This window comes from Mycolicibacterium phocaicum (assembly GCF_010731115.1).
GTDB lineage: Bacteria > Actinomycetota > Actinomycetes > Mycobacteriales > Mycobacteriaceae > Mycobacterium > Mycobacterium phocaicum.
On record NZ_AP022616.1, the window covers coordinates 5524236 to 5541646 of the forward strand.

Annotated in this window: 20 protein-coding genes; 12 read left to right on the plus strand and 8 right to left on the minus strand. The window is 68.0% G+C overall.

Annotated elements, in window-relative coordinates; all coding sequences use genetic code 11:
• Positions 1 to 6: 6 nt before the first annotated feature.
• Complete coding sequence (gene amaB, locus G6N46_RS26590; RefSeq protein ID WP_138250100.1) at positions 7 to 1548, minus strand: L-piperidine-6-carboxylate dehydrogenase; 1542 nt, start codon at positions 1546 to 1548, stop codon at positions 7 to 9.
• Positions 1545 to 2744, minus strand: a complete 1200-nt coding sequence (gene hglS / locus G6N46_RS26595) for a 2-oxoadipate dioxygenase/decarboxylase (RefSeq protein ID WP_138250099.1) — start codon at positions 2742 to 2744, stop codon at positions 1545 to 1547. The genes amaB and hglS overlap by 4 nt, the downstream gene beginning before the upstream one ends.
• Before the next feature lie 27 nt (positions 2745 to 2771).
• Here hglS and G6N46_RS26600 point away from each other — a divergent pair, with 27 nt between their 5' ends.
• Positions 2772 to 3233 (plus strand): Lrp/AsnC family transcriptional regulator, encoded by a 462-nt coding sequence (locus tag G6N46_RS26600; RefSeq protein WP_133426946.1) that lies wholly within the window; start codon positions 2772 to 2774, stop codon positions 3231 to 3233.
• Positions 3234 to 3282: 49 nt separating this feature from the next.
• Entirely contained in the window at positions 3283 to 4614 is a 1332-nt protein-coding gene (lat, locus tag G6N46_RS26605; RefSeq protein WP_138250098.1) for an L-lysine 6-transaminase, read from the plus strand.
• On the opposite strand, the gene G6N46_RS26610 is transcribed toward lat, so the two are convergent.
• Positions 4600 to 5130 (minus strand): restriction endonuclease, encoded by a 531-nt coding sequence (locus G6N46_RS26610; protein WP_138250139.1) that lies wholly within the window; start codon positions 5128 to 5130, stop codon positions 4600 to 4602. The genes lat and G6N46_RS26610 overlap by 15 nt on opposite strands.
• 88 nt (positions 5131 to 5218) lie before the next feature.
• Between G6N46_RS26610 and G6N46_RS26615 the strand changes: the two genes are divergently transcribed.
• The 4 genes from G6N46_RS26615 to G6N46_RS26630 all read left to right on the plus strand — a co-directional run bounded on the left by G6N46_RS26615 (position 5219) and on the right by G6N46_RS26630 (position 6860).
• Positions 5219 to 5650: a hypothetical protein gene (locus G6N46_RS26615; protein ID WP_234880726.1), complete on the plus strand. Its 432-nt coding sequence runs from the start codon at positions 5219 to 5221 to the stop codon at positions 5648 to 5650.
• Between the two features lie 66 nt (positions 5651 to 5716).
• Positions 5717 to 6148, plus strand: coding sequence for an SRPBCC family protein (locus tag G6N46_RS26620; protein WP_138250097.1), 432 nt, complete (start codon positions 5717 to 5719; stop codon positions 6146 to 6148).
• 11 nt (positions 6149 to 6159) lie between these two features.
• On the plus strand, positions 6160 to 6471 hold the full coding sequence (locus G6N46_RS26625) for an ArsR/SmtB family transcription factor (RefSeq protein WP_138250137.1): 312 nt from the start codon (positions 6160 to 6162) through the stop codon (positions 6469 to 6471).
• Between the two features lie 38 nt (positions 6472 to 6509).
• Positions 6510 to 6860, plus strand: coding sequence for a hypothetical protein (locus G6N46_RS26630; protein WP_133426942.1), 351 nt, complete (start codon positions 6510 to 6512; stop codon positions 6858 to 6860).
• Positions 6861 to 6936: 76 nt separating this feature from the next.
• Here the strand turns inward: G6N46_RS26630 and G6N46_RS26635 are convergent, their stop codons facing one another.
• Both G6N46_RS26635 and G6N46_RS26640 read right to left on the minus strand, forming a co-directional pair.
• The gene (locus G6N46_RS26635) at positions 6937 to 7254 is read right to left on the minus strand and encodes a hypothetical protein (RefSeq protein WP_138250096.1); all 318 of its coding nucleotides are present in this window, start codon (positions 7252 to 7254) and stop codon (positions 6937 to 6939) included.
• 81 nt (positions 7255 to 7335) lie between these two features.
• Positions 7336 to 9135 (minus strand): acetyl/propionyl/methylcrotonyl-CoA carboxylase subunit alpha, encoded by a 1800-nt coding sequence (locus G6N46_RS26640; protein WP_138250095.1) that lies wholly within the window; start codon positions 9133 to 9135, stop codon positions 7336 to 7338.
• Between the two features lie 180 nt (positions 9136 to 9315).
• Here G6N46_RS26640 and G6N46_RS26645 point away from each other — a divergent pair, with 180 nt between their 5' ends.
• Positions 9316 to 10047 (plus strand): acyltransferase, encoded by a 732-nt coding sequence (locus tag G6N46_RS26645; RefSeq protein ID WP_226519215.1) that lies wholly within the window; start codon positions 9316 to 9318, stop codon positions 10045 to 10047.
• Positions 10048 to 10059: 12 nt separating this feature from the next.
• On the opposite strand, the gene G6N46_RS26650 is transcribed toward G6N46_RS26645, so the two are convergent.
• Together G6N46_RS26650 and G6N46_RS26655 are read right to left on the minus strand one after the other, a co-directional pair.
• Entirely contained in the window at positions 10060 to 10470 is a 411-nt protein-coding gene (locus G6N46_RS26650) for a SufE family protein (RefSeq protein ID WP_138250094.1), read from the minus strand.
• Between the two features lie 14 nt (positions 10471 to 10484).
• A complete protein-coding gene (locus tag G6N46_RS26655; RefSeq protein ID WP_138250093.1) occupies positions 10485 to 11381 on the minus strand; it encodes a sulfurtransferase in 897 nt (298 codons plus the stop codon).
• A 123-nt stretch (positions 11382 to 11504) separates the two neighbouring features.
• On the opposite strand from G6N46_RS26655, the gene G6N46_RS26660 reads away from it, so the two are divergent.
• The 5 genes from G6N46_RS26660 to G6N46_RS26680 all read left to right on the plus strand — a co-directional run bounded on the left by G6N46_RS26660 (position 11505) and on the right by G6N46_RS26680 (position 16449).
• Complete coding sequence (locus G6N46_RS26660) at positions 11505 to 12848, plus strand: nucleotide sugar dehydrogenase (protein ID WP_061004685.1); 1344 nt, start codon at positions 11505 to 11507, stop codon at positions 12846 to 12848.
• The gene (locus tag G6N46_RS26665; protein WP_167526439.1) at positions 12841 to 13821 is read left to right on the plus strand and encodes an NAD-dependent epimerase/dehydratase family protein; all 981 of its coding nucleotides are present in this window, start codon (positions 12841 to 12843) and stop codon (positions 13819 to 13821) included. The genes G6N46_RS26660 and G6N46_RS26665 overlap by 8 nt, the downstream gene beginning before the upstream one ends.
• Before the next feature lie 18 nt (positions 13822 to 13839).
• Positions 13840 to 14598: a DUF4333 domain-containing protein gene (locus G6N46_RS26670; protein WP_138250092.1), complete on the plus strand. Its 759-nt coding sequence runs from the start codon at positions 13840 to 13842 to the stop codon at positions 14596 to 14598.
• A gap of 64 nt (positions 14599 to 14662) precedes the next feature.
• Positions 14663 to 16021 (plus strand): TIGR01777 family oxidoreductase, encoded by a 1359-nt coding sequence (locus G6N46_RS26675; protein ID WP_138250091.1) that lies wholly within the window; start codon positions 14663 to 14665, stop codon positions 16019 to 16021.
• Positions 16018 to 16449, plus strand: a complete 432-nt coding sequence (locus G6N46_RS26680; protein WP_138250090.1) for an SRPBCC family protein — start codon at positions 16018 to 16020, stop codon at positions 16447 to 16449. The genes G6N46_RS26675 and G6N46_RS26680 overlap by 4 nt, the downstream gene beginning before the upstream one ends.
• A 15-nt stretch (positions 16450 to 16464) precedes the next feature.
• Here G6N46_RS26680 and G6N46_RS26685 read toward each other — a convergent pair whose 3' ends face one another.
• Positions 16465 to 17409: an SDR family NAD(P)-dependent oxidoreductase gene (locus tag G6N46_RS26685; RefSeq protein ID WP_138250089.1), complete on the minus strand. Its 945-nt coding sequence runs from the start codon at positions 17407 to 17409 to the stop codon at positions 16465 to 16467.
• Positions 17410 to 17411 lie beyond the last annotated feature (2 nt).

A 17411-nucleotide genomic window follows, 5' to 3' on the forward strand; every position in this document is an offset into this window, starting at 1 on the left:
TCTACCTCAGCCGAACTGCACTCCTTGAGCCAACGGCAGTTCCGAGGAGTAGTTGACGGTGTTGGTGGCCCGGCGCATGTAGGCCTTCCATGAATCGGAGCCGGATTCGCGGCCGCCGCCGGTCTGCTTCTCGCCGCCGAACGCGCCGCCGATTTCCGCGCCGGAGGTGCCGATGTTGACGTTGGCGATGCCGCAGTCCGACCCGTCGGCGGCCATGAAGCGTTCGGCCTCCCGGATGTCGGTGGTGAAGATGGCCGACGAAAGACCTTGCGGTACGGCGTTGTTGAGGGCGATGGCCTCGTCGAGGGTGTCGTAGGTCAGGACGTAGAGGATCGGCGCGAACGTCTCCTGGTGCACGATGGCCGTCTGCCCCGGCATCCGGACCACCGCCGGCGTCACGTAGTACGAGCTGGGGTGCAGCTGCACCCGCTCACCGCCGGTCACCTCGCCGCCCTCGGCGCGCGCCTGTTCCAGCGCGCCCACCATGTCGCGGTAGGACCGCTCGTGGATCAGCGGCCCGATCAGGGTGCCCTCCGCGGACGGATCACCGACCGGCAGGCTCTGGTACGCGGTGACGATCCGCTGCACCAGCGTGTCCGCCACACTGTGGTGCGCGATGACGCGGCGCAGCGTCGTGCACCGCTGGCCTGCGGTCCCGGCGGCGGCGAACACGATGCCGCGCACCGCGAGATCGAGATCGGCCGACGGCGTGACGATGGTCGCGTTGTTGCCGCCGAGCTCCAGCAGCACCTTGCCGAACCGCTGGGCCACCCGCGGGCCGATCTCCTGCCCCATCCGCACCGATCCCGTCGCGCTCAGCAGCGCGACGCGGGGGTCGTCGACCAGCTGCTCGCCGACTTCGCGGCCGCCCAGTACCAACCGGCCGACATGCGTCGGGGCGCCGACGTCGGCCGCGGCGCGCTCCAACAGCGCCTGGCAGGCGACGGCGGTCAGCGGAGTGAGTTCGGAGGGCTTCCACACCACGGTGTCGCCGCACACCAGCGCGATGGCGGCGTTCCAGGCCCAGACGGCGACGGGAAAATTGAACGCGGTGATGACACCGACGACCCCGAGCGGGTGCCAGTTCTCCATGAGCCGGTGTCCGGGCCGCTCGGAGGCGATGGTGCGCCCGTAGAGCTGGCGCGAGAGACCGACCGCGAACTGGCAGACGTCGATCATCTCCTGCACCTCGCCGAGTGCCTCCGAGGTGATCTTGCCGGCCTCGACGGTGACCAGCGTGCCCAGATCGGCCTTGTGCTCGACGAGCAGTTCGCCCAGACGGGCCACGAGTGCGCCCCGGACCGGTGCCGGTGTGGTGCGCCAGGTGGAAAACGCCTGTGCCGCCTCGGCGATCGCGGTGTCGGTTTCCTCGGCGGTGCTCTCCGGGAGCGTGAACAGCACCTCGCCGGTGATGGGCGTGCTGGCATGCAGGCCATGGGCACTGGGCTCACCCAGTGTGACGTGAGCACCGACGGCCTGTAGCGCGGTCCGCACGCGGTCGCGGAGCTGATCGGCGGTGGGCAAGAGTTGATTCTGCACAGAGGTCATGATGCCGCTTTCTCGTAGAGGTCGTAAGGGTCATGGATGTGCCGGCCGATGGCGCCCGCCATCCAGTCGAGGCTGTAGTCGCCAGTGTCGTCGGCGGCTGTCGGTTGCGCGTCCTGGTCCAGGTTCGACCGGAAGATGCCGGCCGCCGAGGCCGGCAGGAAGTCTTCGTAGACAACGGGTTTCGTGGGGTCGCCGCCGCGGTAATAGGCCAGGCCCTGCGCCGCCATCTCGGTGTCGGTGGCGGGGAAGTACCGGTCCCAGTGCTCCTGATCGGTCATCGCGACGTCGTAGCGCTCCCGGCCGGCGCGGGTCAGCGCCACCCCGCGGGCCTCGACCTCGCCGAAGCGCACCCGCAGACTGCCGTCGAACACCGTGCCGTCGGGGCCGCGAAACGTGCGTGGCTCGGCCAGAGCTCGAAACGACGTCTGCCGCAACAGCACCGGCGGCCCGTCAGTCCGGGGCGGACCCTGGATCGCGTCGATCATGGTGATGCCGCGGGTCGTCATCCGCCGGTACAGCTCGTCGATGTCGAGAACGCGCGGCGTCAGGTGGTTGATGTGGGTCGTGCTGACGCCGGCGATGTCCGCGGCGACGGCGGAGACCGCACTGAGTTCGGCGTACCAGGCCTTGTCGATCGGCATGCGGGACAACGCAAAGGCCGCGGTGCACCGGCGGACGAAATCGTCGGCATCGGCGGCCGGGCAGCCGTCGGCGGCGATCCGGCGGGCCTGGACGATCAGCGCCGGGTCGAACAGTTGGCGCTGCCCGAGGAACCGCTGCACCCGGGCCCGCAGGTCGGGGGAGAAGAAGCGGGCGTCCTCGGTCGCCAGCATCGAGGTGAACACCCGAAACGGGTTGCGGTCCAACTCTTCTGTCTCGACGGGTCGGAAGGCGGTGGAGACCACCGGCACCGGTGAGGCGGCCTCGCGCAGATCGTAGAACCCGACGGGGTACATGCCGAAAGCGGCGAAAAGAGCTGCGACGTCGGCGAGTTCGGCGGGGCTGCCGACTCTGATGGCGCCGTGCCGTTCCGCGGTGACCCGGTCGATGGAACCGAGCCGGCCGTCGGTCGCGCAGTCCCGGTTCACTGCGGTGCTGACGTCGACGAGCGTCGTGTAGGCCGGGACCTCGGTGCCGTACATGCGGGACAGCGCGGCGGCGAACGCGGCCCGCAGCTCCCACGTCTGAACCGTCATGGCAACGCCTGCGGGTAGTCTCCGGCCATGGCCGAAGCCGAGCAGCTTGACGATGTCGACCGAATCCTGGTGCGGGAGCTGATGGCCGACGGCCGCGCGACGCTGGCGCACCTCGCAACGGCGGCGGGACTGTCGGTGTCGGCGGTGCAGTCGCGGGTGCGCAGGCTCGAATCCCGCGGTGTGATCACGGGATACACGGCGCGGATCAACCCCGAGGCCGTCGGCCACATGCTGTCGGCGTTCGTCGCGATCACCCCACTCGATCCTTCCCAACCTGATGATGCCCCGGCGCGACTGCAACCCTTCCCGGAGATCGAGTCCTGCCATTCGGTGGCCGGCGAGGAGAGCTACGTCCTGCTGGTGCGGGTCGCCTCGGCGCGGGCGCTGGAGGGCCTGCTGCAGCGGATCCGCACGGTCGCCAACGTTCGCACGCGAAGCACCATCATCTTACAGACTTTTTACGATGATCAGGTGTCGCTACCGGAATAGTTCCTGTTTCGAGTCGTTCAGACTGTAAATATTGCGTTAGGATGGCGGCATGACCGCTGTTCTGACTTCTGGTGACGGGTTGTCGGCGGGCCGTGCCCGCGACGTCCGCGACGTGCTGGGGCGCAGCATCCTGACCGACGGTCTGGACCTCGTGCTCGATCTGGACCGGTCGGGTGGTTCATATCTCGTCGACGCGCGTGACGGCACCCGGTACCTCGACATGTTCACGTTCTTCGCGTCGTCGGCGCTGGGGATGAACCATCCAGCTTTGACCGACGCGGCCTTCCGCGCCGAACTGGCGCAGGCTGCGGTGAACAAGCCGAGCAACTCCGACGTCTACAGCGTGCCGATGGCGCGCTTCGTGCAGACGTTCGCGCGGGTGCTGGGTGACCCGGCGCTGCCGCATCTGTTCTTTGTCGACGGCGGGGCGCTCGCGGTGGAGAACGCGTTGAAGGTCGCCTTCGATTGGAAGAGCCGACTCAATGAATCACGCGGTATCGACGCGGCGCTGGGCACCCGGGTGCTGCACCTGCGCGGCGCCTTCCACGGCCGCAGTGGCTACACGATGTCGCTGACCAACACCGACCCCAACAAGGTGGCCCGATTCCCCAAGTTCGACTGGCCGCGCATCGACGCCCCGGTGGTGACGCCGGGCGTGGACATCGTTGCGCTGGAACAGGAATCGCTGCGTCAGGCCAGGGCGGCCTTCGAGGCGTACCCGCACGACATCGCGTGCTTCATCGCCGAGCCGATCCAGGGCGAGGGCGGTGACCGGCACATGCGCCCGGAGTTCTTCGCCGCGATGCGGGATTTGTGCCTCGAGTTCGACGCGCTGCTGATCTTCGACGAAGTGCAGACGGGCGTCGGCATGACCGGAACCGCTTGGGCCTACCAGCAACTGGGTGTCACGCCCGACGTGGTGGCCTTCGGCAAGAAGGCCCAGGTGTGTGGCGTGATGGCCGGTGGCCGCGTCGACGACGTCGCCGACAACGTCTTCCGCGTCAGCTCGCGAATCAACTCCACCTGGGGTGGCAACCTCACCGACATGGTGCGGGCCCGGCGCATCCTCGAGGTCATCGAAGCCGACGGCCTCATCGACAATGCCGTACGGATGGGCTGGTACCTGGTGGGCCAGCTGCGTTGCCTGGCAAACGAATTCCCGTCGCTGGTACTCAACCCGCGCGGGCGTGGGTTGATGTGTGCGTTCAGCATGCCGTCGGCCGCGCAGCGTGACGAGGTGATCGGGCGGCTGTGGCAGCACCACGTCATCTTGCTGGCCAGCGGCACCGACTCCGTGCGGTTCCGGCCGGCGCTGACCGTATCGCGGACCGAGATCGACGAAGCCGTCCAGGCGGTGCGGGACGTCCTAGCGGCGCTCTAGGACCTGCTGGCGGATCAAGCCGCGCAGCCGTGTCAGCTCGGTGCCGCTGACCAGGGTGCAGTCGTGCAACTCGGCCAATTTCCGTGCGGCGGGCGTGAAGTCGTTGTTGGTGACCACCATGGTGTGCGCGCAGTCCTGCATTGGCGCGCCGGCGACCACCTCTTGGACGGCGCCGGGGCCGACGGGCCGCGACAGCCTTTTGCATTGGATGGCAAGGCGATTGGGCCGCGTACCGACGATCAGGTCGACGCCCCAGTCGCCGGACAGCTCGGTCATGATGACGGGGACGCCACAGGACCGGGCGATCCGGGCGACGTAATCCTCGAACTCGGTGCCCGACATGTCGTGCACGGGATCCTCGTGGCGGCTCGGAGTGCGCATTCCGGTGACGACGTGCGGAATGGCGGCGAGCAGCAGTGGCACGCCGACGGCTGTGGCCAGCGCCGGTTCCCACGTCCAGCCGTGCAGATACGCTGCGCCGCCCGATATCAGGCCGGCCGCGCCCAAGAGTTTCATCCGCACGCCAGGCATCGTAGGGCCAACCCCTGACAGGTCTTTACAGGATGCCGTCGGTTTACTACCGTGCGTAGTAGAGGTGATCCGTATGACTGGTGACTCCAGGAATTGGCAACGTAACTTCGATTGGGCCGCAGGCTTTTTGGCGGTCGCGCTGCTGCTGCACGGCGCCGACCACATGCGGCGGGGGATGAACGTCATCCCGCCGGCGGTGATGGTGGGCGGCACGCTGCAGCTGATCTTCGCGGCGGTCACGATCGCGATGGTGTTCAGGCGGAACCGGTGGGCACCGCTGGCGGCCGTCGGGATCGGCTACGCCGGCGCGGTGGGATTCACTGCGGCGCACCTGCTTCCGAAATGGGGATTCTTCAGCGACAGCTTCTTGGGTGCGCCGCCGTGGGCGCGCGTGACGGCGTTCTCGTGGGTGACCGCGATTCTGGAGATCGCGGCGAACCTGATCTTCGGGACGATCGGGCTCGTGTTGCTGAAGGCGCGTACCGCGGCCCCAAGTGCAATCTGAGGGTTGCACCAAGTGACGCAGGTGTGCAACTGTGGAGTTGCACTTACCGTCGCTCGAAGGGGAATCATGGACACTCTCGACATCACCCGCACCATCGACATCGCCGCGCCGATCCAGCGGGTCTGGGACGCCCTGACGAAAGCCGAGCTCATCGCGCAATGGTTCGGTGACGCGGCCGAACTCGAGGCGATCCCGGGTGGCACCGGCTTCTTCGGCTGGAATGCCCACGGCAAGTTCCGGGTCGTGGTCGAAAGCGCGGAGGCTCCGCACACGCTGGTCTATCGGTGGGCGCACCGTGAAACGGATGCCGACCCGACTCCGCAGAACTCGACTGTCGTGCGCTTCGACCTCACCGAGATCGACGGCGGCACCCGGCTCGACCTGCGCGAGACGGGCTTCGAGAACCTGGCCGATCCGCAGACCGCGCACGCCGAGAACAGTGGCGGCTGGACCGCGGAACTCGACGACCTGGTGGCGTACCTGCAGGCGGCGGTGTGACCGACACCCGCATGCCGGCGGTGCTGGCGGTGCTCGCCGACGAGACCCGGTGGCGCATCCTGACCGAGTTGGGGGCCGACGACCTCTCGGCGAGCGCCCTGGCCGGCCGGCTGCCGGTGAGTCGGCAGGCCATCGCGAAGCACCTGTCGGTGCTGGCCGATGCGGGGCTGGTCGAGCCCGTCAAAGTGGGCCGGGAGATTCGCTACCGCGCGCTGGGGGCCAAGCTCAGTGCGCTCGGCAACGAGCTGGAAACCCTTGGCAGGCAATGGGATCGGCGTCTCGCCGCGATCAAACGGATCGCCGAGGGCCCACTGGCGCCCTAGCGTCCACCAGGCGCATACTGGGGTTGGCGGTGATATTGATGCTCAGCCCGACAACCGATCGATTCCGCGACGACGATCCCAGCGTGCATCAGGCCGCGCGGTTCGGTCTGGTGATGGGGAGCGTCGGCGTCGGCTTCATGGTGCTGGCGGCCGTCTGGGTCCGGCATTGCAGTGGTTACGACACGGCGGCGTGCAGCATGCCGTACCGCACCGTGCTCGCGCTGGCCGGCCCGCTGTTCCTCTTCGGCAGCGGGGTGTGGGCCTTCGTCCGGACCTACCGGGCCTGGCGGGGCGACAAGGTCTGGTGGGCCTGGCAGGGCGCCGGGTGGTTCCTGCTCTTGCTCATGTCCATCGTGCTGACCATGAGCCTGCCGGTGCTGCTTTTCTAGCCGAGACCGCCGAACGTGAAGAAGATGGCGAAAAATCCGTGAAAATTCGCCATCAAGTTCACGTTCGGCATTCTCGCTAGCCGAGCATCGCGGCCGCGAAGCGGCGCACCGACTCGACGCCCGTCGCGGCGGCCTCGTCGAATCCGGCCCGTGTGCGCACAGAAATCTCGCGCGTGGCCGGATCCAAGGTGATCTCGGCCAGCAGTTCGCCGGTCGTCGGCTCGCAGACCGCCCACGAATAGAGGGTGTCGGATTCCCATTGTGCCGCACGGGTTTCCACGTGGTCGGGGGAGTGTTCACCCAAGTCCGCCAGGGACGGCCGGTCATCCATCCGGTCGTCGGCCCGCAGCGCGCGCAGATACCAGGCGCCGGCATTGATCTCGATGGGTTCCACGGCACTCCTCCTCAAATGCAACTCAGGGCTGCGATCCGTGACGGATCGCAGCCCTGAGTCAGAAAACCAGCGGACTGGAAACTAGTCCTTCAGCTCGGCGATGACGGTGCCCTGCGTGATGGCGGCGCCGGCCTCGACCGACAGGCCGGTCACGGTGCCGTCCTTGTGCGCGGTCACCGGGTTCTCCATCTTCATGGCCTCGAGCACGACGATCAGATCACCCGCGGAGACCTGCTGGCCCTCCTCGACGGCGACCTTCACGACGGTGCCCTGCATCGGCGCGGTGACCGAGTCGCCCGAGGCGGCCTTGCCGCCGGCGGCGCCACGCTTACGCGGCTTCGGCTTCTTCTTGATGACACCGGTGGCTGCGCCACCACCGCCACCACCGATGGCCAGATCGCCGGGCAGCGACACCTCGACGCGACGGCCACCGACCTCGACGACGACCTTCTGACGCGGGGCGGCGTCTTCGTCGTCCAGGGCCTCGCCACCGGTGAACGGCTCGACCGTGTTGTTCCACTCGGTCTCGATCCAGCGGGTGTGCACGTCGAACTTGTCGCCGTCACCGATGAAGGCCGGGTCGGAGACCACGGCGCGGTGGAACGGGATGACCGTGGCCAGACCCTCGACGTTGAACTCGGCCAGCGCACGACGCGAGCGGGCCAGGGCCTCGTCGCGGGTGGCGCCGGTGACGATCAGCTTGGCCAGCATCGAGTCGAACTGACCGCCGATGACCGAACCGGTCTCGACACCCGAGTCCATCCGGACACCGGGGCCGGTCGGCGCCTCGAACTTGGAGACGGGGCCGGGGGCGGGCAGGAAGCCGCGACCGGCGTCCTCGCCGTTGATCCGGAACTCGAACGAGTGGCCACGCGGGGTGGGGTCCTCGGTGATGTCCAGGGCGTCGCCGTTGGCGATCTTGAACTGCTGCAGCACCAGGTCGATGCCCGAGGTCTCCTCGGTGACCGGGTGTTCCACCTGCAGACGGGTGTTGACCTCGAGGAAGCTGATCAGGCCGTCCTGGCCGACCAGGTACTCGACGGTGCCCGCACCGTAGTAGCCGGCTTCCTTGCAGATGCGCTTGGCCGACTCGTGGATCTCCTTGCGCTGCGCGTCGGACAGGAACGGCGCGGGGGCCTCCTCGACGAGCTTCTGGAAGCGGCGCTGCAGGGAGCAGTCGCGGGTACCGGCGACGACGACGTTGCCGTGCGTGTCGGCGATGACCTGAGCCTCGACGTGGCGCGGCTTGTCCAGGTAGCGCTCGACGAAGCACTCGCCACGGCCGAAGGCGGCGACGGCTTCACGGGTGGCCGAGTCGAACAGCTCGGGGATCTCCTCGAGGGTGCGGGCGACCTTCATGCCGCGGCCGCCACCACCGAAGGCGGCCTTGATGGCGATCGGCAGGCCGTGCTCCTTGGCGAACGCCAGGATCTCGTCGGCATCCTTGACCGGGTCCGGGGTACCCGGCACCAGCGGCGCGTTGGCCTTGGCGGCGATGTGGCGCGCGGTGACCTTGTCGCCCAGATCGCGGATGGACTGCGGGCTCGGCCCGATCCAGATCAGCCCGGCGTCGAGGACGGCCTGCGCGAAGTCGGCGTTCTCGGACAGGAAGCCGTAGCCCGGGTGGATGGCGTTGGCGCCCGACTTGGCGGCGGCGTCCAGGATCTTGTCGAAGACGAGGTAGGACTCGGCCGAGGTCTGGCCGCCCAGGGCGAAGGCCTCGTCGGCAAGCCGCACGTGCGGCGCATCGGCGTCCGGCTCGGCGTAAACGGCGACGCTGGCCAGTCCGGCGTCCTTGGCAGCCCGGATGACCCGGACGGCAATCTCTCCACGGTTGGCGACTAGCACCTTGGAGATCTTGGAACTGGCGTGGTTGGCCACAGTGCCTCCTGACGGCGGTTCTCTAAGAAATGTCTTTAAGAATGTATCGCGTGCAGTGTAAGGCCTAACCGGCGGATCCCCACTTCGGGAAACGAAGGCGCCGGGACGTTTTCTTAGAGATTGCCCAATCGACCCGCTTGACCCGCGCTTTCTCACCGAACATCTGCTTGGGTGATACTGGTGCCGCACCGGACCCGCCGGGGAGCCACGAGTAAGGGGACACCGTTGTTCGTCGAGCCGCAGGCCTCAGACCCCGAATTGATCGCGCGCAAGCGGGCGGTCAACCCGAACGTCCGCATCCCACCGAAGATGCAGTGGGTGACCGACGACGACGGCAACATCCTCAAGCACGAATTGCCGGGGGAGACCCTGTGGCACCGAATCCGCGACACCTACGCCGCGCTGTTCTACAGCTCGGTCGTCACCCACATCCCGTTCCACTTCATCCGGCTGGGCTACCTGCGGCTGTTCGGGGCGAAGATCGGCAAGGGCTCCGCGATCAACCGCGGCACGAGCGTCTGGTCGATTCCCTACCTGGTGATCGGTGACCGCGTGTCCATCGGCTTCCGGTGTGTCCTCGACGCGCGCGCGGGCATCGCGATCGGCAACGACGTCGTCATCGCCAGCGACACGCACATCATCGCCGGCGGGCACGACATCAATCACCCGAACTTCGTGCCGGCACCGAATCCACCGGACCCCATCGTCATCGACGACCACGTGTGGATCGCGACGCGCGCCATCGTCCTGCCGTCGTTGCTCGGCCGGGGTGCCGTGGTGGCCGCACACACCGTCGTGAACAAAGAGGTGCCGCCGTTCGGCATCGTCGGCGGCGTGCCCGGCAAGATCATCGGCCAGCGCAACCCGGACGCGCTGCACTACAGCGGCAAGTTCAAGCTGCCGTTCTTCTGAGCCTGATCCGCATCAAGCGTCGCGTAGGCGGCGCTTGATGCGCGTCAGCATCGCCGACATGCCCCGCAGGCGCAGCGGGCTGATCAGCTTGGCCAGCCCCAGGTCGGCGTAGAAGTCGTCGGGCACCGCGAGGATGTCGGACGCCGGCAGGCCGTCCAGGCCGGCCGCGAGGATGGCCGCGAAACCCCGTGTCGTCGGGGCTTCGGCCGGCGCACTGAAGTACAACCGCACATGCTCGGGATCTGCGGCGTCGACGTGCAGGAACAACGGCGACTGGCATTCCGGCACCGGCTCCATCGCGGCTTCTTCGAGCGACGACGGCAGCGGCGGGAGTTCGTTCGCGAACTCCAGCAGCAGTGCCAGCTTGTCCTGTCCCTGGACGTCGGCGAAATCCGACACCACCTCGGCCAGGGCTTCAGGCATGGGGCCGGGGACGGTCATGCCGAGCCCGGCGCCGGCCCCGGTTCCTCGCCAACGGCGACGGGCACCCGCACCGCGTTGCCCCACTCGGTCCACGAACCGTCGTAATTGCGGACGGCGGGCAGGCCGATCAGATGCGTCAGCACGAACCAGGTGTGGCTGGAGCGCTCGCCGATGCGGCAGTACGCGACGGCCTTGTCGTCGGGAGAGATGAAGCCGTACAGCTCGTCGAGTTCGGCGCGACTGCGGAACCGGCCGCTGTCGTCGACGGCCTTTGCCCACGGGATGGACCGCGCGGTGGGGATGTGGCCGCCGCGCAGCGCACCCTCCTCCGGGTAGTCGGGCATGTGGGTGCGCTCGCCGGTGTACTCCTGCGGCGAGCGGACGTCGATCAGCGGCTCTTTGCCGAGGATCGCGAGGACGTCGTCCTTGAAGGCGCGGATCGGGGCGTCGTTGCGCTCGACCACCGGGTACCCCGTGGTCTGCTTGCTCGGGACGTCCAGCGTGGTGTCCCGGCCGTTGGTGATCCACAGATCGCGGCCACCGTCGAGCAGGCGGACATCAGGGTGCCCGAAGAGCGTGAAAACCCACAGCGCGTAGGCCGCCCACCAGTTGCTCTTGTCGCCGTAGATCACCACGGTGTCGTCCCGGCTGATGCCCTTGCGATCCATCAGTGCGGCGAACTGCGCGCCGTCGATGTAATCGCGGACATGCGGGTCGTTGAGTTCGGTATGCCAGTCGATCTTCACCGCGCCGGGGATGTGGCCGGTGTCGTACAACAGGACGTCCTCGTCGGATTCGACGATGGCCAGACCCGGGCGTCCGATGTTGCCGGACAGCCAGTCGGCGGTCACCAGCCGATCGGGATGCGCGTAGGTGGCGAAAGCGGGATGTGGGTCTGCAGGCAGCGGCACACTGGAAGCGTACCTAGGCCCGAAATGCGCCGCAGACCCGTAAGGTCGAAACTTGTTTGCGCGACAGCTGCTGCGGTATGAAAACAGCCGTCTCCCACAGGGCTGACTGGAGGGATTGAGGATTTGCCAGAGAAATACGACGTCGGGATCATCGGCCTGGGATATGTGGGGCTGACGCTGGCCACCGTGCTGGCCGAGGCCGGCAACTCCGTCATCGGAATCGAGACCCGTCAGGAATTGGTCGATATGACCAATCAGGGTTTGCCGCATTTCACCGAGACCGGCCTGCCCGATGCCCTCGAGGGCGTCACCCGATTCGGGAAACTGAAGGCCGTCACCGCCTTTGACGACAGCTTCTCGTGCGACACGTACATCATCACCGTCGGCACGCCGTTGTCGGCGGACGGTGTCGCGCGCGTCGACATGATCGAGGCCGCGGCCCGCGACATCGCCGGAAACATGCAGGACGGCGCGCTGGTCATCCTGCGGTCGACGGTCAAGGTCGGCACCACCCGCGACGTGGTGGCACCGATGCTGGCCGCCAGCGGCAAGAGCTTCGACATCGCCATGTGCCCCGAGCGCACCCTGGAAGGCAAGGCGCTGCAGGAACTGCGCGAGCTGCCGCAGATCGTCGGCGCCGACGATCCGGCCGTCGCCGACCGGGCGGCCGCGGTATTCCGAAAACTCACCAGCTCGATCGTGCTGGTCTCCGATATCGAGACCGCCGAGATCATCAAATTGGTGAGCAATACGTTCCGCGATGTTCAGTTCGCGTTTGCCAACGAGGTCGCCCGGATTTGCGACGCATTCGGCGTCAGCGCCTATGAGGTGATCTCGGCGGGCAAACTCGGATACAACCGCACCAATATCCCGTTGCCGGGTCTGGTCGGCGGGCCGTGCCTGGAGAAGGACCCGCACATCCTGATGGAGAGCGTCCGCGAGCGCGGCGTCACCCTCGACATCACCGCCGCCGGCCGCCTGGTCAACGAGCGGCAGCCCGCCGAGACGGTGCGGTTCATCAGCAGCGAGATCGCGCGCCGGAAGCTGGGCGCCGACGGGCCGCTGAAGATCAACCTGCTGGGCATGGCGTTCAAGGGCCAGCCCGAGACCAGTGACCTGCGCGGGTCGATGTCCATCAAGGTTTTCAACGAGCTGAAGGCCGCGCACCCGGATGCCGAGATCGGTGTCTACGACCCGGTCACGCCGAATGACGTTCTGGCCGAGGCCTTTCCGGGGCACAAGGTGTACAACCGGTTCGGTGACGCGGTGAGCGGCGCGGATGTCGTCGTCCTCGGCAACAACCACCCGTCGCTCGGCACCATCTCGCCGCGCACCATCAGCGAGTTCATCAGCCCCGACGGTTTCGTCTTCGACTACTGGAACCACTACAGCCACCTGCCGGCCACCGAACTGGGCGACAGCTACTTCGCGGTGGGCCGCAGCGGAAAGGTCGTCGAGCGTGTCTAAGCGGGTCGTGGTCACCGGTGGTGGCGGATTCATCGGCGCCTACCTGGTCAAGCGGCTGGTGCGGGACGGCTGGCAGGTCGCGGTGGTGGACTCCATGGTCCGCGGCGATGCCAGCAGATTCGCCGAAGTCGCCTCGGACGTAGAGCTTTTCACGTGCGACGTCCGCGATCAGGACGCCCTCGAGAAGGCATTCGCCGGCGCCGAGGTGGTCATGCACCTGGCCGCCATCAACGGCACCCAGAACTTCTACACCCAACCGGAACTGGTGCTCGAGGTCGGCATGCTGGGCGCGCTGGCGGTCGTCAACGCGGGCCGCAACGCCGGTGTGCCGGATCTGGTGGTGGCGTCCACGGCCGAGGTCTATCAGACACCGTCGATCATCCCGACGCCCGAGACCATCCCGCTGATGCTGCCCGACAGCCTCAACCCCCGGTACTCCTACGGCGGCGGCAAGATCGCCAGTGAACTGATCGCCTTCAACTACGGTCAGGAGCACTACCGCCAGGTGCAGATCTTCCGGCCGCACAACATCTACGGGCCGAACATGGGCTGGAAGCACGTCGAGCCGCAATTCATCCTGCGGGCGCTGGGCTGCCAGGAGCGCGGTGATGCGGTGTTCCCGATCCAGGGTGACGGCACGGAGACCCGGTCCTTCTGCTACGTCGACGACTGTGTCGACGGCATCATGACGATGTACGAAAAAGGCGGGCACCGCGAGATTTACCACATCGGCAGTGACGTGGAGATGTCGATCCGTGAGCTGGCCGACCGCATCGGCGCCATCGTCGGCGTCGCGTTGGACGTCCAGCCCGGCGAGTCGCCCGCCGGGCAGACGAAGCGGCGCTGCCCCGACATCACGAAGATGGGCAAGCTGGGCTGGACGCCGCAGATCGCCCTGGACGACGGGCTGGCGCGCACCGTGGCCTGGTACCGCGAGCACCGAAATGACGTGCCCGCAAACGACCTGATGTAGCCGGGCACAATAGCGGGTATGAGGGCGCGCATCCTGGCACTGGTCGTCATCGCTGGGCTGCTGCTGACGGGCCTCGCGGCGCTGGTCTACAGCCTCACCCGTCCGGAACCGGAAGCGGTCCAGGCCAAGCCGTCGGCGCAGTTGCCGATGGTGGACAAGGCGTCGCTGGAGCGGGCGATCCACGATGCCTTCACGAGCCAGCCGCCGCAGGCGGTGATCTGTGAGCGCGGCCTCATCGCCCGGGTCGGGCAGAGCACGCGGTGTGACGTCACCATGTCACCGGCCTACGGGATTCAGCCGACCATCACGGTGTCCGGCGTCGACAACGGCAAGGTCAGCTATTCGATGACCCCCGCGGTTTCCAAGACCCAGTTGGAGGCGGCGGTGGCGGACATGGTGACCCGTGCGCGCAAGGCCGCCCCGGATTCCGTCGTGTGCCAGTCGGGGCTCGAGGGCAAGCAGGGTGCGGTGGCGTTGTGCGACATCACCGATGACGGATTCACCAGCCGACGTACCGCACTGGTGAGCGAAGTGTCCGGCCTCGCAATGAATTACGGCCTGACACCGGTGCTGGAGAAGTCGGTGGCGGAGAGTTCGCTTGCGACGCAACTGGGTCAGAGCCCCAGCACGGTCAAGTGCGACGGAGACGTCGACAGCAAGGTCGGCGCGACACAGCGGTGCACCGCGCTCGTCGGCGGCCAGAACCGCGCCTACACGCTGACGGTCACCGACGTCGCCGACGGCAAGGTGTCGTTCAGCTACAAGCCCACCGGCTGAGCAGACCCATCCGCCGGCCGGTTGGCTCCGAATCCCACTGAGAACGATTCGACTCGGAGGTTTGATGGGGATCGAGTACAGCAGTGTGTTCGACGCGCCGCGCGACGACGTGTTCGCCTGGCATGCGCGGCCGGGCGCCATCCACCGGTTGCTGCCGCCGTGGCAGCCAATGAGCGTGGTCGCGGAAGCCGCGTCGCTGGCCGACGGGCGCGCCGTGCTCGGCCTGCCCGGCGGACTGCGCTGGAGCGCGCAACACAATCCGGCCGACTACGCGCCGCCCGCGCGTTTCGTGGACGAATTGAGCCGGGACGGATTACGTTCGCTGCCAACGGCTTTGGTTGGGCATTGGCGACACGAACACTGCTTCGACGCCGTCGGTGACGGGCGCACCCGGGTCACCGACCGTGTCGACACACCGGTACCCGGGCCCCTGCTCGAGCAGACGTTCCGGTACCGGCACCGCCAGCTGAGCGACGACCTCGCCGCCCATCGATGGGCGCGCGAACACGGCGGGGGTCCCGGCTCGGTGGCGGTGACCGGGGCATCGGGACTGGTCGGCAGCGCCCTGACCGCCTTCCTGTCCACCGGCGGTCACCGGGTGATCCGGTTGGTGCGCCGCGAACCACGCGACGACACCGAACGCCGCTGGGATCCCGAATCACCCGCCGACGATCTGCTCGACGGGATCGACGCCGTGGTGCACCTCGCGGGCGCGTCGATTGCCGGCCGGTTCACCGACGCGCACAAGAAAGCGGTGCGCGACAGCCGGATCGAGCCGACCCGTCGGCTGGCCGAGTGCGCCGCCCGCGCGACGGACGGGCCGTCGGTCTTCGTCGGTGCGTCGGCGATCGGCTGGTACGGAGACGACAGGGCCGACGAGCGCCTCGACGAATCGGCGCAACCGGGCGACGGGTTCCTGGCTGCCGTCGTGGCCGACTGGGAAGCGGCGACGGCGCCGGCCACCGCTGCCGGACTGCGGGTCGTCAACGTCCGCACCGGGATCGTGCAGACGCCGCGCGGCGGCACCCTGCAGCTGATGCGGCCGCTGTTCGCCGCCGGTCTCGGCGGTCCGCTCGGCGACGGGCGGCAATGGCTGTCCTGGATCGACATCGACGACCTGATTGACGTGTACCACCGCGCGCTGGTCGACACCGCGCTGTCGGGCCCCGTGAATGCCGTTGCGCCACAACCCGTCCGCAACGCCGACTACACCCGGACGCTGGCCGGGGTGTTGCACCGACCCGCCGTGTTGCCCGTACCCGCGCTGGGGCCGGCACTGCTGCTCGGCCGGCAGGGGGCCCGCGAGCTGGCCATGGCCAGTCAGCGCGTGGTGCCAGGCCGGCTCATCGAGGCCGGCCACCGCTTCCGGCGCCCGGACCTCGAACAGTGCCTGCGCCACCAGTTGGGGAAGGCGGTCCGATGATCGACGCGCAGCGACAGGTGGTGGTGGCCGCGCCGGCCGACGCCGTCTTCGCGTACCTGGCGGACTTCACCACGACAACACAGTGGGACCCCGGCACCGTCCGCACCGAACGCATCGCGGGCGACGGCGGTGTGGGTACCCGGTACGCGAACACGTCCCGCTTCGCCGGCCGCACCTCGGAGATCACGTACGAAGTCACCAGCCTGACGCCGGGGCAGTCGATCGAACTGCGCGGCGTCAATCGGTACCTGGTCGCGCGCGACACCATCACCGTGGTGCCGCATGTCGACGGCACTGCGGTCACCTACCGGATCAGGTTCGCGTTCCAGGGATGGCTGCGGTGGATCGAGCCCCTGCTCCAGCTCGCGGTGGCGCGCCTCCTCGACGACGGCGCGCGCGGGCTGCGGCGCGAACTCGCTCGAATCTGATTGCGCGACAAGCTCTCACAAACCGACGGCGGCCGCGCAGTATTGCCACACCTGCCGCACCTGGGCGTCGTCGTCGTGCGCGGTGGGCAGGTAATGCGTGGGACGGATCCGGCGGTCGTGCCAGAACCGTCCCGACTCCGGCGGCGGGTCCGTCGCCGTCAGCCACACGGCGGTGTCGGCGGCCTGTTCGGGCGTCCGCAGGATCGGACGCGTCACGCGACGGAACCCGGGCAGTGACTGCGCGACGCCCGGGGTGTCGGCCCAGCCGGGATGCATGGCCGCCACCACCAGTTCGGGCCAGCGCCGCGCCAGTAGCGGCGTCAACGCGACCTGGACGCGCTTACTGCGCGCGTACGCCGTGGCACCGCGGTAATGCCCGCGCCGGTACTCGATGTCATCGACCGGAAGTGCCTGGGTGTACATGCCTCCGGAGGACATCAGGACCACCCGCGCCGCCGTGGTCAGCCCCGGCCGCAGGAGTTCGGTCAGCAACACCGGCCCCAGAACGTGGGTGGCCAGCGAGAGCTCATGTCCTTCAGCACTTTCCGTGCGCTCTTCGGGCATGACACCGGCGTTGTGGATCACGGCGTCGAGCCGTGCGTGCCGCGACAGCAGGTCCGCGGCGAACAATCGGACCGCGGCCAGGTGCGACACGTCGCACACCTCCACTGCCACGTCGGCGGCCGGCGCGACGGTGAGCACATGGTGTCGCGCGGCCTCGCCGCGGGCCCGGTCCCGCACCGTCATCAACACCGTCGCCCCGAGCATCGCGAGTTCGGTGGCGATGGCCTTGCCGATACCCGAGTTCGCGCCGGTGACCAGCACGGTGCGGCCGGCGAGGGCGCCGGCCGGCAGCTCGGGGGTACGCCAGAGCTGTTGCCGCACAGCCAGACCCAGCCGGGAGTAACCGAGTACGACGGAGCGATCGAGCAGATCGTCGAAGAAGGCGCCGACCGTCATCG

Excerpts from the sequence above, each read along its gene's own strand:
- G6N46_RS26680 (WP_138250090.1), top strand. The coding sequence starts at position 16,018 with ATGATCGACGCGCAGCGACAGGTGGTGGTGGCCGCGCCGGCCGACGCC.
- amaB (WP_138250100.1), bottom strand. The coding sequence starts at position 1,548 with ATGACCTCTGTGCAGAATCAACTCTTGCCCACCGCCGATCAGCTCCGC.
- G6N46_RS26685 (WP_138250089.1), bottom strand. The coding sequence starts at position 17,409 with ATGACGGTCGGCGCCTTCTTCGACGATCTGCTCGATCGCTCCGTCGTA.
- G6N46_RS26620 (WP_138250097.1), top strand. The coding sequence starts at position 5,717 with ATGGACACTCTCGACATCACCCGCACCATCGACATCGCCGCGCCGATC.
- G6N46_RS26615 (WP_234880726.1), top strand. The coding sequence starts at position 5,219 with ATGACTGGTGACTCCAGGAATTGGCAACGTAACTTCGATTGGGCCGCA.
- hglS (WP_138250099.1), bottom strand. The coding sequence starts at position 2,744 with ATGACGGTTCAGACGTGGGAGCTGCGGGCCGCGTTCGCCGCCGCGCTG.
- G6N46_RS26675 (WP_138250091.1), top strand. The coding sequence starts at position 14,663 with ATGGGGATCGAGTACAGCAGTGTGTTCGACGCGCCGCGCGACGACGTG.
- G6N46_RS26630 (WP_133426942.1), top strand. The coding sequence starts at position 6,510 with ATGCTCAGCCCGACAACCGATCGATTCCGCGACGACGATCCCAGCGTG.
- G6N46_RS26610 (WP_138250139.1), bottom strand. The coding sequence starts at position 5,130 with ATGAAACTCTTGGGCGCGGCCGGCCTGATATCGGGCGGCGCAGCGTAT.
- G6N46_RS26600 (WP_133426946.1), top strand. The coding sequence starts at position 2,772 with ATGGCCGAAGCCGAGCAGCTTGACGATGTCGACCGAATCCTGGTGCGG.
- G6N46_RS26670 (WP_138250092.1), top strand. The coding sequence starts at position 13,840 with ATGAGGGCGCGCATCCTGGCACTGGTCGTCATCGCTGGGCTGCTGCTG.
- G6N46_RS26650 (WP_138250094.1), bottom strand. The coding sequence starts at position 10,470 with ATGCCTGAAGCCCTGGCCGAGGTGGTGTCGGATTTCGCCGACGTCCAG.
- G6N46_RS26625 (WP_138250137.1), top strand. The coding sequence starts at position 6,160 with ATGCCGGCGGTGCTGGCGGTGCTCGCCGACGAGACCCGGTGGCGCATC.
- lat (WP_138250098.1), top strand. The coding sequence starts at position 3,283 with ATGACCGCTGTTCTGACTTCTGGTGACGGGTTGTCGGCGGGCCGTGCC.